The 14987-nt window shown below is 39.4% G+C and carries 14 protein-coding genes; 7 read left to right on the forward strand and 7 right to left on the reverse strand.

Annotation, left to right across the window (positions count from 1 at the left end; genetic code table 11):
- Nucleotides 1–20 precede the first annotated feature (20 nt).
- The gene (locus AAC026_RS04500) at nucleotides 21–2864 is read right to left on the reverse strand and encodes a gliding motility-associated C-terminal domain-containing protein (protein ID WP_339606389.1); all 2844 of its coding nucleotides are present in this window, start codon (nucleotides 2862–2864) and stop codon (nucleotides 21–23) included.
- A 191-nt stretch (nucleotides 2865–3055) separates the two neighbouring features.
- Here AAC026_RS04500 and AAC026_RS04505 point away from each other — a divergent pair, with 191 nt between their 5' ends.
- From AAC026_RS04505 to AAC026_RS04515, 3 genes are read left to right on the forward strand one after another with little or no spacing between them, the layout of a single operon-like run.
- A complete protein-coding gene (locus tag AAC026_RS04505; protein ID WP_339606388.1) occupies nucleotides 3056–3730 on the forward strand; it encodes a succinate dehydrogenase cytochrome b subunit in 675 nt (224 codons plus the stop codon).
- 13 nt (nucleotides 3731–3743) lie between these two features.
- Nucleotides 3744–5753, forward strand: a complete 2010-nt coding sequence (locus tag AAC026_RS04510; protein ID WP_339695353.1) for a fumarate reductase/succinate dehydrogenase flavoprotein subunit — start codon at nucleotides 3744–3746, stop codon at nucleotides 5751–5753.
- A gap of 46 nt (nucleotides 5754–5799) precedes the next feature.
- Nucleotides 5800–6552: a succinate dehydrogenase/fumarate reductase iron-sulfur subunit gene (locus AAC026_RS04515; RefSeq protein ID WP_339606408.1), complete on the forward strand. Its 753-nt coding sequence runs from the start codon at nucleotides 5800–5802 to the stop codon at nucleotides 6550–6552.
- Nucleotides 6553–6651: 99 nt separating this feature from the next.
- Here AAC026_RS04515 and AAC026_RS04520 read toward each other — a convergent pair whose 3' ends face one another.
- Nucleotides 6652–7797, reverse strand: a complete 1146-nt coding sequence (locus AAC026_RS04520) for a 6-bladed beta-propeller (RefSeq protein ID WP_339695354.1) — start codon at nucleotides 7795–7797, stop codon at nucleotides 6652–6654.
- A 102-nt stretch (nucleotides 7798–7899) separates the two neighbouring features.
- The gene (locus AAC026_RS04525) at nucleotides 7900–8274 is read right to left on the reverse strand and encodes a MotA/TolQ/ExbB proton channel family protein (protein ID WP_339695356.1); all 375 of its coding nucleotides are present in this window, start codon (nucleotides 8272–8274) and stop codon (nucleotides 7900–7902) included.
- 159 nt (nucleotides 8275–8433) lie between these two features.
- On the opposite strand from AAC026_RS04525, the gene AAC026_RS04530 reads away from it, so the two are divergent.
- Nucleotides 8434–9204: a LytTR family DNA-binding domain-containing protein gene (locus tag AAC026_RS04530; RefSeq protein WP_339695358.1), complete on the forward strand. Its 771-nt coding sequence runs from the start codon at nucleotides 8434–8436 to the stop codon at nucleotides 9202–9204.
- A gap of 69 nt (nucleotides 9205–9273) precedes the next feature.
- On the opposite strand, the gene AAC026_RS04535 is transcribed toward AAC026_RS04530, so the two are convergent.
- Nucleotides 9274–9555: a DUF427 domain-containing protein gene (locus AAC026_RS04535; RefSeq protein WP_339695360.1), complete on the reverse strand. Its 282-nt coding sequence runs from the start codon at nucleotides 9553–9555 to the stop codon at nucleotides 9274–9276.
- A 141-nt stretch (nucleotides 9556–9696) separates the two neighbouring features.
- Nucleotides 9697–10920 carry an NADP-dependent malic enzyme gene (locus tag AAC026_RS04540; protein ID WP_339606383.1) on the reverse strand — a complete coding sequence of 408 codons (1224 nt, stop codon included), beginning with the start codon at nucleotides 10918–10920 and terminating at the stop codon, nucleotides 9697–9699.
- Between the two features lie 277 nt (nucleotides 10921–11197).
- Between AAC026_RS04540 and AAC026_RS04545 the strand changes: the two genes are divergently transcribed.
- The 3 genes from AAC026_RS04545 (at nucleotide 11198) to AAC026_RS04555 (ending at nucleotide 13510) form a co-directional block, all read left to right on the forward strand.
- Nucleotides 11198–12046 carry a universal stress protein gene (locus AAC026_RS04545; RefSeq protein ID WP_339695361.1) on the forward strand — a complete coding sequence of 283 codons (849 nt, stop codon included), beginning with the start codon at nucleotides 11198–11200 and terminating at the stop codon, nucleotides 12044–12046.
- 67 nt (nucleotides 12047–12113) lie between these two features.
- The gene (locus AAC026_RS04550) at nucleotides 12114–12467 is read left to right on the forward strand and encodes a translation initiation factor (RefSeq protein WP_339695363.1); all 354 of its coding nucleotides are present in this window, start codon (nucleotides 12114–12116) and stop codon (nucleotides 12465–12467) included.
- 122 nt (nucleotides 12468–12589) lie between these two features.
- Nucleotides 12590–13510, forward strand: a complete 921-nt coding sequence (locus tag AAC026_RS04555) for a proline iminopeptidase-family hydrolase (protein WP_339695364.1) — start codon at nucleotides 12590–12592, stop codon at nucleotides 13508–13510.
- A gap of 76 nt (nucleotides 13511–13586) precedes the next feature.
- Here the strand turns inward: AAC026_RS04555 and AAC026_RS04560 are convergent, their stop codons facing one another.
- Together AAC026_RS04560 and AAC026_RS04565 are read right to left on the reverse strand one after the other, a co-directional pair.
- The gene (locus AAC026_RS04560) at nucleotides 13587–14333 is read right to left on the reverse strand and encodes an SDR family NAD(P)-dependent oxidoreductase (RefSeq protein WP_339695366.1); all 747 of its coding nucleotides are present in this window, start codon (nucleotides 14331–14333) and stop codon (nucleotides 13587–13589) included.
- 51 nt (nucleotides 14334–14384) lie between these two features.
- Complete coding sequence (locus AAC026_RS04565; protein ID WP_339695369.1) at nucleotides 14385–14963, reverse strand: Crp/Fnr family transcriptional regulator; 579 nt, start codon at nucleotides 14961–14963, stop codon at nucleotides 14385–14387.
- Nucleotides 14964–14987: the final 24 nt, after the last annotated feature.

The following is a 14987-nucleotide window of genomic DNA, read 5'->3' on the forward strand; positions in this document are numbered from 1 at the left end:
GGAAGAAAAAGTTTCAGCGATTACCTCACAATCTTTACCCAATTCTTGAATTCCATAGTTTTTTTTCTCGGATTGAAAACATTGAAAGTGACAATGGCTTGGTAGTAATAAGTGCCTTCTGGTAATTCTTTTCCACTATTATCTTTCCCGTTCCAATCAATGTAATAATTTGGTTCGGTAGTATTTCGTGTGCTATAGCTGTAAATTTCTTTACCTCCCCAGCGATTGAATACCTTAAACTCAATAGCTTCCACAAAGCGTGGACATTTTCCGTTTGGTCTATCAAAAGCTTTGAATGTGTCATTTATTCCATCTCCATTTGGTGTGAATGTATTTGGCAACTCATAATTAGGGCAGTTATCGAAGCAAACAGGAGCACTTAAAGTACTTTCGTTATTAGAGCGATCTACAGAACTAACTCTATAACATCCTTTAAACGAACTAAGACCAGTGTGTGTAAATGTTGCATCTCTCGAATTTCCTACCAAAGTATATGAACCTTCGGCACCAGTTGGAGAGAAATAAATATTATAGCTGGCTATGTCTCCATCAACATCATTAGCTGACCAACTGAGTGTATTCGAGAAGTTACTAAATGCACAACCTAGGTTTTCTAGGTCACCACAATTAGGGCTTTCTAGCACGATTAAACCATCAATTTCTTCAGAGCCTTCTGGCACTTCTATTTCTGGCTCTTCTGGTGGTATACTATCGTTAGGTTGAATGCACAATTTCTGAGATTGATTAATTAGCGGAGCGGGAATAAGATCATTTCCATAGCTTCCTTGTGTGGTCACTATATAGCAATACTCTCTGTCGTCCCGTAATGGAGTACTATTGAAGCGTCCATCATCAAAATATATAAAGCCCTTATCAGTAACTTTTACGCTATCAATTAATTCGAAGTTAATTTCATCATCTGCAGCCGCATCGGTACGGTTTCTCATGATATAATGATAAGGATACTCTTGTACTTTATTTGTCCAAGGTACATTGGCTTCCCACTTTAATTCAACAGCCTGAACTAAGCCTAAAGCACTAAGCCAAACCGATGATGCTACAGCAGAACTGTCAATTAGATTGTTGCCAGAATCGTAAAACCTTACTTGGTAGTGGTATGACTTATCTCGCGTGTTTAACCCGGTGTCATTATAGGTTGTGTCAGTAGTAGACGTTACCACAGTTCTATTTCCATTCCCTGAAAAACCATCGTAACGGATCAGTTCGTACCTGAAAGGCGGAGGGAATAAAGCTTCATCAATTTCTAAAGGAGAAATCCACTTCACAAACATTTCTCCATTTGTTAAGTCTGTGTTTTCAACCGAAACATTGGTGATAGCAGGGACATCTAGCGGGATTAGTGTACAGGTTTCTATTGAAGCATAGCTTGTACCTCCTTTTGGGAGAGGAAACTCTGCCACAATTCTATAGCAGTAGTTTACACCAGGCCTTACATTATTGGTGTCAACATAATTTGTTTGGTTGATTGGGACTTGATCAATTAATTCATAGCCCGAACCATTTGGAATTCCCAGATTACAGTTCTCTGGATCAAAATCGAAGCTATCCACCCTCCTGTAAATTTTCATTACTGGATTGAAGTTTCTTCCCACATAGTTATCCCAAGTAAGTTGAATCGATCGAGCATCTGCAATAGCAGAATTTAACCCTGTAGGAGCAGGTGCTACAACGGTAATGTACCAAGTGGCGAAATCTGTTAAAGAAGGTGCGTCAGGGTCAGTAGGCTTGTCCGATATTTTAAACTGAACCTCATATGGTCTTTCTCTTACATGAGAAAGATCGGTTTGCCAACTAAATGATTGCTCTACGGGCTGGGGTCTGAATGTTGGCTCTGGAGTAAATGTTGCAGCATTAGGGTTTAAGCTAAAAATACCACCAAAAGCTTCTAATAAAACTTTATTATTGTCAGGATCTGTTCCTTTTACTATTGCTTCTAAAAGAGTGCCTGCTTCTATACATGTGTCGGCTGGTATTTCTAGCTCTGGTCTTTCGTTGTCGCAATCTTCTACGAGTATTTGCATGTCTCGCGTGACATAACCAAGTAATTCATATTTCTCAGTGATTTCGGAGTAACGCCACTCTTCTATTATGAAGGCTGCATTGTACTCTCCTGCCGTCATAGGTGCATCCCAAGTAAAGGTTCCAGTGATTGGGTCAATCTCAAATTTAGCAGGACTTCCTCCGTCTTCTCTTATTGTAGAAACTGAAGGGTTGTTCAAAGGAACGTAGCCATTTACTTCCACTCCCCTGTCTTGCAATAAAGGAACCATTCTATAGGCAAGACTATCTCCATCTGGGTCATATGCTCCAGGGTTGTGAACAAATCTTGCTCCTACACACCCGCGATCAATTGGAGGAATTGTTAATTGAGGGGTAGCATTGACATCTAGTCCTGGATCTATTCTCAATACTGTTTCAATATGAAAAGGGACCTCTTGTGAGCTGCCTCCATTAATATTCAAAATTTCATTATTCCTATTCTGCTCTGTATAACTGACTACATAGACTCCTGGGCCATCAAAAGTATGTTCAAACTGAAAAATGGTTACAGCTGTTTCATTTCCAATAACCCTTTCCTCAAAAAAAACGGCCGCGTCAATAAATGTTTGACGACTGCCTCCATCCAGTGAGCTAATGGTTCGGCCTTGTCCAAAATTAAAAACTCCACCAGCGGCCACTTGCACCCCCGAACCGGTATCGGAATAAATTACCAATGTAAACCTAAATTTTAGGCTTGTTTGTGAAATTCTAACAGCCGTAATTTCGCCAGCTCTAATGTGTGTGGCCCATGCTTGAACTGCCGCCAACAACAAAAAAGAAATGATAAAAAGTGATTTTCTCATTAACCCCATGCAAACCTTGGTTTTTGCTTTAACGCAATATCACGAATAACTTATACTTACGAACAAAAAAACTTTACAATCTGTTTGATTGATGGTTTTCTAATTTAGAATGTATTCAAATAAAAGAGCCATTTGATTACTAACGATTGCAAACTTAACTTTGACTACCAAATTTAATCTTTAATAAATTAATGAGCTGGTTAAAACAAACCTTTACGAGTTCCATAGGTAGAAAATATGCCATGGCACTCTCAGCCCTTTTTCTAGTTATCTTCTTACTTCAACACTTCATTATCAATTTCACCTCAGTTTTGAGTGAAGAAACTTTTAATGAAATCTCTCATTTTATGGGAACAAACGTGTTGGTGCAATTCGCTTTACAGCCTGTTCTCATTATTGGGGTGGTGTACCACTTTGTGATGGGATTTATTCTTGAGGCTAAAAACCGAAATGCAAGAGCCATTAAGTACGCAATGAACAAAGGAAGCGAAAATTCTACGTGGTTTTCGAGAAATATGATTTACTCAGGCCTTGTGATCCTTGGCTTTTTATGTGTGCATTTCTATGATTTCTGGATTCCAGAAATTTCGCACAAATATATAGAGGTGTTGCCTGAAGATGCTACTAGATACTTTGGTGAAATGGTAGAAAAATTTCATGATCCATTAAGGGTAGGGTTCTACGTTTTGAGCTTTGTATTTCTATCTCTTCATTTAATGCACGGTTTCCAATCGGCATTTCAGTCAGTGGGAGCAAGGCATAGCAAGTATACGCCTGCCATTAAAAAATTGGGTACTATATACGCTATTGTAATTCCTGCGGGTTTTATTTTCATTGCGCTGTATCATCATCTAACTGCTCTTTAATTCATAAGTAGCCATGACGAAATTAGATTCTAAGATTCCAGAAGGTCCTATTCAAGACAAATGGACAAACTATAAAAATCATATTAAGCTTGTAAACCCAGCCAACAAACGTGCTATTGATGTAATAGTGGTTGGAACTGGACTTGCAGGTGGTTCTGCTGCTGCAAGTTTGGCCGAATTGGGTTACAACGTAAAAGCATTCTGCTACCAAGATTCACCTAGAAGAGCACACTCTATTGCAGCTCAAGGTGGTATTAACGCAGCAAAAAATTATCAGGGCGATGGTGACTCGACTTACCGATTGTTTTACGATACCGTTAAAGGGGGAGATTATCGATCTAGAGAGGCCAATGTTTATCGTTTAGCAGAAGTTTCTGCCAATATTATTGACCAATGCGTAGCGCAAGGTGTTCCTTTTGCAAGAGATTACGGAGGGTTGCTAGATAACAGGTCTTTTGGAGGTGTTCAAGTTTCAAGAACATTCTATGCCAAAGGCCAAACAGGTCAGCAATTGCTATTAGGCTGTTATTCTGCCATGTCACGCCAAATTGGTAAAGGTAAAATTAAAATGTACAACCGTCATGAGATGTTGGACATTGTGAAAGTTGATGGAAAAGCCAGGGGTATTATTGCAAGAAATTTAGTGACAGGGGAAATTGAAAGACATTCTGCTCACGCAGTGGTAATTGCATCTGGTGGTTACGGAAACGTATTCTTCCTTTCTACCAATGCAATGGGCTCAAACGTTTCAGCAGGCTGGAAAGTACACAAGAAAGGAGCGTTTTTCGCTAACCCTTGCTATACTCAAATCCACCCAACATGTATTCCTCAGCACGGAGATCAACAGTCTAAGTTGACTTTGATGTCTGAGTCGTTGAGAAATGATGGAAGAATTTGGGTGCCGAAAAAGAAAGAAGATGCGGAAGCCATTCGGGCTGGTAAATTAAAACCAACTCAGATTGCAGAGGCAGATAGAGATTATTATTTAGAAAGAAGGTATCCTTCTTTCGGTAACTTAGTGCCAAGAGATGTAGCCTCAAGAGCAGCGAAAGAACGTTGTGATGCCGGTTATGGAGTTGGTACAAACGAAACAGGCGAGGCAGTTTACTTGGACTTCTCTTCAGCCATTATGCGTTACGGACAAGAACAAGCCAATATTCAACATATCCACAATGCTTCTGATGCAAAAATCAAAGAGCTTGGCGTTGATGTAATTGAAAAAAAATACGGTAACCTTTTCCAAATGTATGAGAAGATTACTGCCGATGATCCATACAAAACACCGATGAAAATTTACCCAGCAGTACACTATACGATGGGCGGTGTTTGGGTTGATTATAACTTAATGACCACGATTGAAGGTTGTTACGCCATTGGTGAAGCAAACTTCTCAGATCATGGTGCCAACCGTCTTGGAGCTTCGGCTCTAATGCAAGGTTTGGCCGATGGTTATTTTGTATTGCCTTACACAATTGGTGATTATTTGGCCAACGATATTAGAACAGGTGAAATTTCTACGGACTTACCAGAATTTGCTGCCGCGGAAAAAGAAGTGACTGACAGAATTGATTTCTTTATTAATAACAAAGGAACAAAGTCGGTTGATTACTTCCACAAACGCTTGGGTAAAGTAATGTGGAACAAAGTAGGAATGGCCAGAAATGCCAAAGGCTTAACTGAGGCTATTGCTGAAATCAAAGAAATCCGTGAGGAGTTCTGGAAAGAAGTAAAAGTGCCAGGTAGTGCCGATAGTATGAATCCTGAATTGGAGAAAGCAGGCCGCGTGGCTGATTTTCTTGAATTGGGAGAGCTTTTCGCTAGAGATGCGCTTTTGAGAGAAGAGTCTTGTGGAGGCCATTATAGAGAAGAGTTTAGCACGGAAGAAGGTGAAGCGATGCGTGATGACGAACATTTCACTCATGTTTCGGCTTGGGAGTTTAAAGGAGAACCAGCAGATGCTGTGTTGCATAAAGAGTCTTTAAACTATGAGAACATCGAGCTCAAAACCCGTTCATACAAATAAATAATTGAGAATTTAAGAATCAGAAAATATGTCAACAGCAAACGGATTGAATCTTACACTGAAAGTTTGGAGACAAAAGAACGATAAAACAAAAGGCCAGATGGAAACCTATCAGGTATCTGATATTTCTCCAGATAGCTCTTTCCTCGAAATGATGGATATTCTCAATGAAAAATTGATCAACGATGGGGGAGATCCAGTTGCTTTTGATCATGATTGTAGAGAAGGTATTTGTGGTAGCTGTTCAATGTTTATCAATGGAGAAGCTCATGGGCCAGGTAGAGAGATTACTACTTGCCAATTACACATGCGTGAATTCAAGAATGGCGAAACGATTTATATTGAACCATGGAGAGCAAAGGCATTCCCTGTGATCAAAGATTTGGTTGTAGACAGAGGTGCTTTTGACCGAATTATGGCTGCTGGTGGATTTGTGAGTGTTAACACTTCTGGAAACACACAAGATGCCAACGCTATCCCAATTCCAAAAGCCGATGCAGACAAAGCATTCGATGCAGCTACTTGTATCGGTTGTGGAGCTTGTGTCGCTTCTTGTAAAAACTCTTCGGCCATGCTGTTTGTATCTGCCAAAGTATCGCAGTTTGCACTACTACCTCAGGGTAAAGTAGAGGCAAAAGAGCGTGTACTCAACATGGTACAACAAATGGACGATGAAGGTTTTGGTAACTGCTCAAATACAGGTGCCTGCGAAGTGGAATGTCCTAAAGGCATTAGCCTAGACAATATAGCTCGTATGAACCGTGAATACATGAGTGCTAGTTTTACAGCAGACAAATAATAAAAAGATAATTTGATTGAATCATTAATCCCCAGTCTAGTAATAGGCTGGGGGTTTTTGTTGTATTCCCAATGGAGTCTATGTTGAATTTATCGCACTTTAGTTGAAATTCTTAAATTTCACCCACATTAAAACTGGGTTTTCGTTTGACTCCACCGCTTCAAGTGTTGTTCCTGTTCTATACTCAACTTGCCCTGGTGTTAACTTCCCAATGATCTCAACGGCATCATAAGAGGCCATAGAGACCAATAGCCTGTCACCTTCCCATTTTATAGGTGTGAACGTATAGGGTTCTTTTTCGGATTTAGAAATATTCAAAGCAAATTGAGCCCCAGTTTCACGGTCGATTACACTCATAAGCTGACCTGTAAAACCAAGATTTGATGAAAGGTATAAGTACCTATTACCCACTAAATGAGACATAAGGTCCCATACCTTTTCCGATGAGCTAATTAGCCCCATGGCCTTATTGGGGTCACTGAATATGTCTGTATCTTTCCAAAGCCAATTCTCGCCATAATCCAATTTAATTAGAGGTGTTGCTTGATTCCCTTCTATAAAAAAGATGGTATCACTCATTGCCGTTCTGTAATCAGCACCCTCTTTATATTCGTTGAAAGTATTGAAAGTCATTTGCATAAAATCTTGTCTCGCAAAATGCGGAAGGGCAGTGGATCTCCTTTTGAAATTTTTATCCAGAAATACGAGCCTGTCATTTAGGTCATCCGTATTGAGGTTCGCGACATAGCCATTCTTTTGAGGGAAGACATTGGTGTAGGGATATTCCATTTTGTAGGCAGCAACAAAGTTGCCTTCATGGTTGTACTTCAATACTCTGTGCCTAGAGCTGTAAACCATAATATATTCCCCTTCTTGCCATACATCTGTAATGCCCTGATATTCTTCAGGTCCATTGCCATTGCGGTTAAATGTTCCTTCAAACTTGCCTTGCTTATTATAAATGAAAATATTGAGCTCCTTTGAATCTACAATTACAAAGTGCTCAGCAGATTCATTTAATTTATAGATGATGCTTACGAAGCCATCACTTCCCTCTTCAAGCTGCATTATCTCTACAGCTTCAATGGCCGAAGCTAATTTTACCTCTTCCGCTTCAAGGTTGATGGGAATTGATTTAAAATCGTCAGAAGGAATGTTTTTTTCTTTTGACGATTGGCTTTCTTGTCCTCCTGAGCAGGAACTCAATAAGACAGATGTAATGAAAATATATATGGTGTACTTCATAGCTTTATAATTTTGATTAAAAAATAAGTGAGAAAAAATCATATCGGATTGATTGTTTTTGAAAAGCCCGAGAGCGGGTCAATAAACAGGGAGTCTGATGTGTTATTCAGCCGTTTTATTGGCCTGTGTCCTTAGAACAAAATAAATGAGTAATGACAAAGAGTAGATCATCAGTCCGTAGATAGTAGGGATAAAGGTGAGCTTCAAACCCGCGGCTAATAAGCTAGGAGAAACATCTCCTGCCATTTCAATGGCTTGGAATGCACTTGTTAAATCAAGAGCGCTGGCGAATATACCTATAATAAGGGCAAACAATCCCACCTCTTTTATAAGGCTTATCTTTCGTTGTGAATTCTCATTCACCTGATTGGCCAAAACGTTTTTAGCACTATAAACCGACAAAACGATCATGATTACGACAACGGTCGTTTGTATGCCCATGAACAACTTACTTCCTGAAAAAAATAACTCTAGCATAATTTGAATATTTAAGGGTTAAAACTTTCTTTCAAAGCTATTAAGGAAGCTTTGCAATGTGTAAGTCATATCCATTCGTATACCTGTCGTTAGTCGATATTTGTGTTAAAATAGTAAGAAAGGAGCGGAATTAGTTAACGTTTTACTTAATCTTGGATAATGATCAAACATTATCGTCAAGTCATATTCTGGGTATTTGTATTTGCTTTTTTAAACATATTGTTTGGTTTGAAATGGAGTAATTATCTCGATTCCTTTTATTTCACCTCCATGCTTATGCCAGTGGCGGTGGCCACTTCATACTTCTTCAATCTTTTTCTGGTTCCACGATATCTAGAAACGAATAGACATTTCTGGTTTGCGCTTTATACTTTTTACACGATGGTGGTTTCGGTTTTTTTATCTGGGCTAATCACCATGGCGGCATTTGTTTTTCTCACCGACTTCAATTGGAATCGAATGAGCCCTATTGCTGGTGATGTATTGCAGTTGGGTGTCATTATCTATTTTGTTGCGACTTTATTCTCTTTCATTCGGGTATACCGATCAAACCTCGAACGTGAAGCTAGGATTGCTGCTTTGGAAGAAGCAAATCAGAAAAACCTATTACAGACCATCACAGTAAGGTCGAATCGTGAAGCTGTTTCAATTTCAGTTGATGATATTCTCTATGTCGAAAGCCTTGCCGACTACGTTAAGATCAACATCGGTACAGGAGTAATAATTACCAAGGAAAAGATAAGTGGTTTAGAGAAAATGCTTCCAGAGTGGTTTATTCGAGTTCATCGATCTTACTTGGTGAATAAAAATAAAATAGAAGCCTTCGGCCATGATTATGTTAAAGTTCAAGCTCAACAAATTCCTATTGGAAGGAAATACAAGAAAGAAGCCTTAGAAAAAATAAATAACGACAAGGAATTGACGACTTAAACGTGTCAGGTTTTCAAAACCTGACACGTTTTTTGCTTAACTGTCTTTTTTAGAACGAGGTGTTAAAGTTTACTCTTCAACTTTCACTCCTCTCCAAAAAGCCACATAGTTTTTGATGCCTTTGGCCATTTCTTTGGTTTCTGGGTAGAACCAAGCTGCATCTGGGTTTTCGCTACCGTTTACTTCAATGGTATAATAACTAGCAACTCCTTTCCATGGGCAGGTGGTGTGGGTATCTGTTTTTGTGAAGTATTCCTTTTTGATTGAATCGTGAGGAAAATAATGGTTTCCTTCAATCACAACAGTATCGTTACTTTCTGCAATTACTTCTTCGTTCCAAATGGCTTTCATAGGCTTAAAATTAAAATTGAGGTAAGCTATTCCTTTTTTAGGAAGCTTACCTCAATTTAACCGAGCATACAGGCTGCTGGTTCAAAGTTTATTTATCAAATGTCGGGGAGATGAACAGTTGAACAACCCCGTTATGTGGGTTTAGCCTTTCAGTTTGGCTTCTTCTCTTTCGATTTCCGCTTCCAATTCTCTTTCATGATATACAGCTTGTTCTACTGCATTGGCTACAATGTCAGCCAAAGAGGTGTCTAATGCCGAAGGGATCACCTGATCCTTAGTTGGGTGCTCAACGCTCTTTGCAATAGCAAAGGCAGCGGCTAGCTTCATTTCAGTACTAATGGTTTTTGCACGGGCTTTCAAAGCACCTTTGAAAATACCAGGGAAGGCCAAAACATTATTGATCTGATTAGGGTAATCACTTCTACCTGTACCTACAATGGCGGCTCCGCCTTCAAAAGCTTCTTCAGGATGAATTTCAGGCTCTGGGTTGGCCATGGCAAAAATGATTGGGTCATTGGCCATGTTTTGAATATCTGCTTTAGTAAGCACATCACCCTTACTCACACCAATAAAAACATCGGCTCCCTTAATAATCTCATGGATATCACCTTCAACATCCTGGAAGTTTGAGTACTTTAAAAGCTCAGTTTTAGCAGAGTTCAAGTCGTACCTTCTTCTATGAATAGCACCTTGGCTATCGGCAACAATCAATTGTTTAATTGAAACACAAAGTTCGGATTCTACATTGTAGCAACGCAGAAGTTTAGCAATGGCTATTCCTGCAGCACCAGCCCCATTGATCACCACTTTCATATCTTCTACTTTTTTGCCAACTACTTTTGCTGCATTAATCAAAGCCGCAAGGGTTACTATGGCCGTTCCGTGTTGGTCGTCATGAAAAACAGGAATGCCAAGGTCTTGTAGTTTCTCTTCAATAATAAAGCTTTCAGGCGCCTTAATATCTTCAAGGTTAATGCCTCCAAAAACTGGAGCAATTCTTCTGATGGTTTCTATAATTTCGTCTGTATCGTTACAGTCTAGGCAAATTGGGAATGCGTTTACACCAGCAAATTTCTTAAAGAGCATGGCTTTTCCTTCCATTACAGGAAGCGATGCCAAAGGGCCAATGTTGCCTAAACCTAAAACAGCTGTTCCATTGGTAACTACAGCAATGGTGTTGCCCTTAATGGTCATATCGTAGGCCAATTCGGGGTCTTTTTCTATTTCCAAACAAGGCTGCGCTACTCCTGGAGAGTAAAGCAAAGAAAGGTCTTCCTTGCTGTTTACGTCCATTTTATTGGTGATTTCAATTTTGCCTTTAAGGTCGTTATGCAGTGTGATGGATTTTCTATAGACTTCTTTCATGTTCGTACTTTCCGCTTTTTCTATTTTTTACCCCCATTGGGTAAACGGGCGTAAAGTTAGGTATATCATTGTTATTAGCAGCCAAATATTCTTCTTCTAATTGTTAAATATCTACTTATGTCTGCTGTAATTAGACCATATTATAGTTTTGTGTTTTGATGAGTACATTACATCTTAGGGAGAGTATCAGTTCAAAACATGACGTACATCAGTAATTTAATCTAACCATTTGCGGTAATTCATGGTTGTAAATAGTAATCACTAAAAAGCTAAAGCCATGAAAACCATACTGGTACCAATAGATTTTTCAGAACAATCTAAATACGCGCTCAATTTTGCAGCTCAACTGGCCAAAAAGGGAAACCTTCAAGTTCATGCAATAAATATTATTGAAGGCCCCCAAAACCATACGTTTAATACCATGGGTGATGGTTTTGCAAATGAGTCGGAAGATTATTTTTTTCTAAAGCAACTGATAGATAAAACGAAGGAGAACATGAACGCTTTGCTCCAAAGTAAGGCGTATTCTGGCATTGATGTTATTGGAAGTGTGGAAGTAGGTAATCCGTATCAGAGTATTTCAAAGGCCATTGCCGACCACGAGGCTGATTTGGTTGTGATGGGCTCTAAGGGTGCAAGCGGAATAGATGAAGTTTTAATTGGGTCGAATACCGAGAAAGTAGTGCGATTTGCCAAATGTCCGGTGGTTACCATTAAGTCAGAAGTAAACCTGATAGGAATTAAGAACATTGTTTTGGCTACTAATTTAGAAGAAGACCAAACTAAGCTGATTCAGAAGCTAAAGGAAATGCAAAAGATAACGGGAGCTAAACTTCATTTGGTGAAAATTAATACCCCAAATAGTTTTCACACACAACGACAAATGGAAGAAGAATTTGCAAAATATATTAAAGAGCATGGGCTAGGTAATATACAAACTGCCATCTATAATGAATCATCAGAAGAAGATGGGATTCTGTTCTATGCCGAAGATGTAAAGGCCGATTTAATAGCCATTGGTACCCATGGCAGAACAGGCTTACTTCATTTATTGAGCGGAAGTATTGCGGAAGATTTGGTGAACCACTCTCAAATTCCAGTTTGGACACTGTCTAGGAAGGGATAGAAACTCTGTTCTTAAGGTTTATTGATTTGAAAAGCCCGAAATTGCTCGGGCTTTCTTATTTTTGAAAATGGCCAAGAAAAGTAATCGAGATAAGGGACGTTCTGGTGTAGTCTATTCTACCAGCGATGATTTTCAATACGAATATGAAAATGATTTCACTCAAGAAACATTGGAGCCAAGCGCTCAAAAGTTAAAAGTAATGCTCGATAAAAAAAGTCGTGGAGGTAAGCAGGTAACGCTTGTAGAAGGCTTTGTGGGTACGGATGACGACTTGAAAGAACTGGGTAAATTACTCAAGCAGAAATGTGGCGTAGGTGGATCTGCCAAAGACGGAGAGATTCTAATTCAAGGAGACTTTAGAGATAAAATACTTCAGTTGCTCCAATCGGAAGGTTATAATGCTAAAAGAGTAGGAGGGTAAAGAAGCATTTTTCTTTAATCATCTAATGGTTAAATGTGATAAAGGAGGTTTGCGTACACCGTTTTTCATCCTGAGGAACGAAGGATCTAGAAACGGAAAGTTTTAATCAATAACTTGAGCTTATGAGACAGCTTCTTTTACTCACCATTTGTTCCGTATTACTTGGTTGCCAGTTCAGTAAAAAGGAAATCTCTACTACCTCAGGTTTTCTAGAAATCAACGGTTCTCAAGTGTATTATAAAACCATAGGAGAGGGCGAGCCATTGGTGATTGTACATGGTGGCCCTGTGATGGACCATTCGTATCTACTCCCTCACTTAGAAGAACTCGCCAAAGACTATCAACTTATACTTTATGATCAAAGGGCCTGTGGTCGGTCTTCTGTAGAGGTGCAAGTAGCAACAATGAATCTGGATGGTTTTGTGGAGGACATAGAGCAGATCAGACAAGCACTAAAACTTGAGAAGATTAACTTGCTTGGGCATTCTTGGGGTGGTTTGCTGGCCATGAAATACGGAATTAAGTACCCCGAAAATTTAAATCACCTTATACTCTCCAACTCTATTGCACCCAGCGTGGCCGATTGGCAATTAGAAGGTGGTCGTGTTTCGGAAAGGGCTACGAATAAAGATCGCCAAGACCGCCAAGCCATTATGGAGTCTGGGGCATTGCAAAGTGAAAATCCCTCTAAAGCGATTGAAAAACTCTTGCGCATATCATTCCGTCCGCAAATGTACGATACTACGAACTTGAGTAAACTCAACCTCTATGTGCCACAAGATTACATGCAGCGCAGTCAGGTTTTTGGTTTGCTTGGGCCGGATTTAGCCAATTTTAATCTTTACTCTGATTTGAAGAAGGTCACTTGCCCTACGCTAGTTGTTTACGGCAGTGAAGAACCGGCCACAAGTTTACATGCTCAAAAAATGACAGATAGCTTCTCTAATGGTCAACTGTCCATCATTCAAAAATCTGGTCACTTTCCTTTTGTAGAAAACCAAAAACAGTTTTTCGCTGCCGTTCAATCCTTTTTAAAAAAGTAAGATTAAGAAGCCCCCAAAAGATGGTGTTTCTATGTTTAAATGGAAGCTGAACCTACGGTGTAAACTTTTGGAGGGGTTACTTCGAATTTAAATTGTTGATTTTCTTCAATGCGAAACTCGGGGCTATTCTGAATAGCGCATAAAGAATTTTCACTCCTGCCACCCTAATTTCAGTTTCACCTTTTCTCAGGCCTTTAAGCATTCCGTCTACCGCTTTTTCTACTGGAATGGCAATTTTAGGAGGGTTACCTTTATGCCATGGCGTGTTTACTGCTGGCAATAATATTTCAATTACATCAAGATTTCGTTTCGAAGACTGAATTCTCAGTACTTGAGTAAAGGAATGTAAAGCAGCTTTGGTTGCATTGTAAAAGGGGTAAATCGCACGAGGCGAATAGACCAAACCAGAAGTGATGTTAATCACTGCGGGATTCGGATTTTGTTCTAACAGCGGAGTGAAGAGTTTTGTGAGTGCAATTGGAGCCATTAGGTTCACCTGAATTTCCTTTTTCGCTACTTCTAGAATGTTGGGTGTATCATAAAAGTCTAGTGTATGAGTAATGGCTGCGTTATTTACTAGAACATTACAAGTCGGGTGGTTTTCCTTTACCCACTTGAAGAGTTGCGAAGGGCTATCTTCTTCAGATAAGTCGCAAGCCAAGTAATCGATAGAAGGCATTTGTGCTTTTGCGCGCTCTAATTTTTCAAGTGAGCTGCCACAGATCAATACTTTATTGTTGAGCTGAATTAATCTTTGGGCCAGTTCTAAACCAACGCCTGAACTTCCCCCAGTAATTAATACGGTGTTGTTTTTAAGTTTCATCTTTTTTCTGACAAAACTAGACTCCGTAAAAACTCAAAACATTGACCTAGGTTAAGGCTGTTCTTTTTTCTTTAAGCGACTTAAGGATTCGGGCGCTATACCTAAGTAAGAAGCTACCATGTGCTGCTTAAGTCTATGTTCAAGGTTTGGAAAACGCTCTAGAAAAATCTGATAGCGACTTTCAGCATCCAAGAACAAAAATTCACGTTCGCGGGCTTCTTTCATAATAAAAGCCTTTTCTAATACTTTAATCAATAGCGCATTCCAGCAAGGATGGCTTTCTTTTAATTCTAGCCAGTTTGAATAGCTGATTGTCAGTACCTCCGAATCTTCAAGTGCTTCAATAGAAAAGTGAGACGCTTGGTTTAGCACCATGGCCGAATAAGAACTTACAAAGCTATGTTCTGGCATAAAAACCTTGGTGTATTCCTTCCCATCTTGGTCGGTATATAAAAAGCGAAACAAGCCTTGAGTAACAAAACCAAAAGTTTTTGGTGTTTCTCCAGCTTCTATAAAGCGAACGCCTTTTTTTACTTCAACTAACCTTGTTAAGTCTAAAAAACGATGAATCTCAGCAGTTGATACTCCACTGAACCATTGGCTTTGAATTACTTTTTCTATCGGACTCACAAGTTTTAGTTTTCAGGTACTGTA

Source organism: uncultured Roseivirga sp., from assembly GCF_963973945.1.
Lineage (GTDB): Bacteria > Bacteroidota > Bacteroidia > Cytophagales > Cyclobacteriaceae > Roseivirga.

Excerpts from the sequence above, each read along its gene's own strand:
- AAC026_RS04500 (WP_339606389.1), bottom strand. The coding sequence starts at position 2,864 with ATGAGAAAATCACTTTTTATCATTTCTTTTTTGTTGTTGGCGGCAGTT.
- AAC026_RS04505 (WP_339606388.1), top strand. The coding sequence starts at position 3,056 with ATGAGCTGGTTAAAACAAACCTTTACGAGTTCCATAGGTAGAAAATAT.
- AAC026_RS04510 (WP_339695353.1), top strand. The coding sequence starts at position 3,744 with ATGACGAAATTAGATTCTAAGATTCCAGAAGGTCCTATTCAAGACAAA.
- AAC026_RS04520 (WP_339695354.1), bottom strand. The coding sequence starts at position 7,797 with ATGAAGTACACCATATATATTTTCATTACATCTGTCTTATTGAGTTCC.
- AAC026_RS04525 (WP_339695356.1), bottom strand. The coding sequence starts at position 8,274 with ATGCTAGAGTTATTTTTTTCAGGAAGTAAGTTGTTCATGGGCATACAA.
- AAC026_RS04530 (WP_339695358.1), top strand. The coding sequence starts at position 8,434 with ATGATCAAACATTATCGTCAAGTCATATTCTGGGTATTTGTATTTGCT.
- AAC026_RS04535 (WP_339695360.1), bottom strand. The coding sequence starts at position 9,555 with ATGAAAGCCATTTGGAACGAAGAAGTAATTGCAGAAAGTAACGATACT.
- AAC026_RS04540 (WP_339606383.1), bottom strand. The coding sequence starts at position 10,920 with ATGAAAGAAGTCTATAGAAAATCCATCACACTGCATAACGACCTTAAA.
- AAC026_RS04545 (WP_339695361.1), top strand. The coding sequence starts at position 11,198 with ATGAAAACCATACTGGTACCAATAGATTTTTCAGAACAATCTAAATAC.
- AAC026_RS04550 (WP_339695363.1), top strand. The coding sequence starts at position 12,114 with ATGGCCAAGAAAAGTAATCGAGATAAGGGACGTTCTGGTGTAGTCTAT.
- AAC026_RS04555 (WP_339695364.1), top strand. The coding sequence starts at position 12,590 with ATGAGACAGCTTCTTTTACTCACCATTTGTTCCGTATTACTTGGTTGC.
- AAC026_RS04560 (WP_339695366.1), bottom strand. The coding sequence starts at position 14,333 with ATGAAACTTAAAAACAACACCGTATTAATTACTGGGGGAAGTTCAGGC.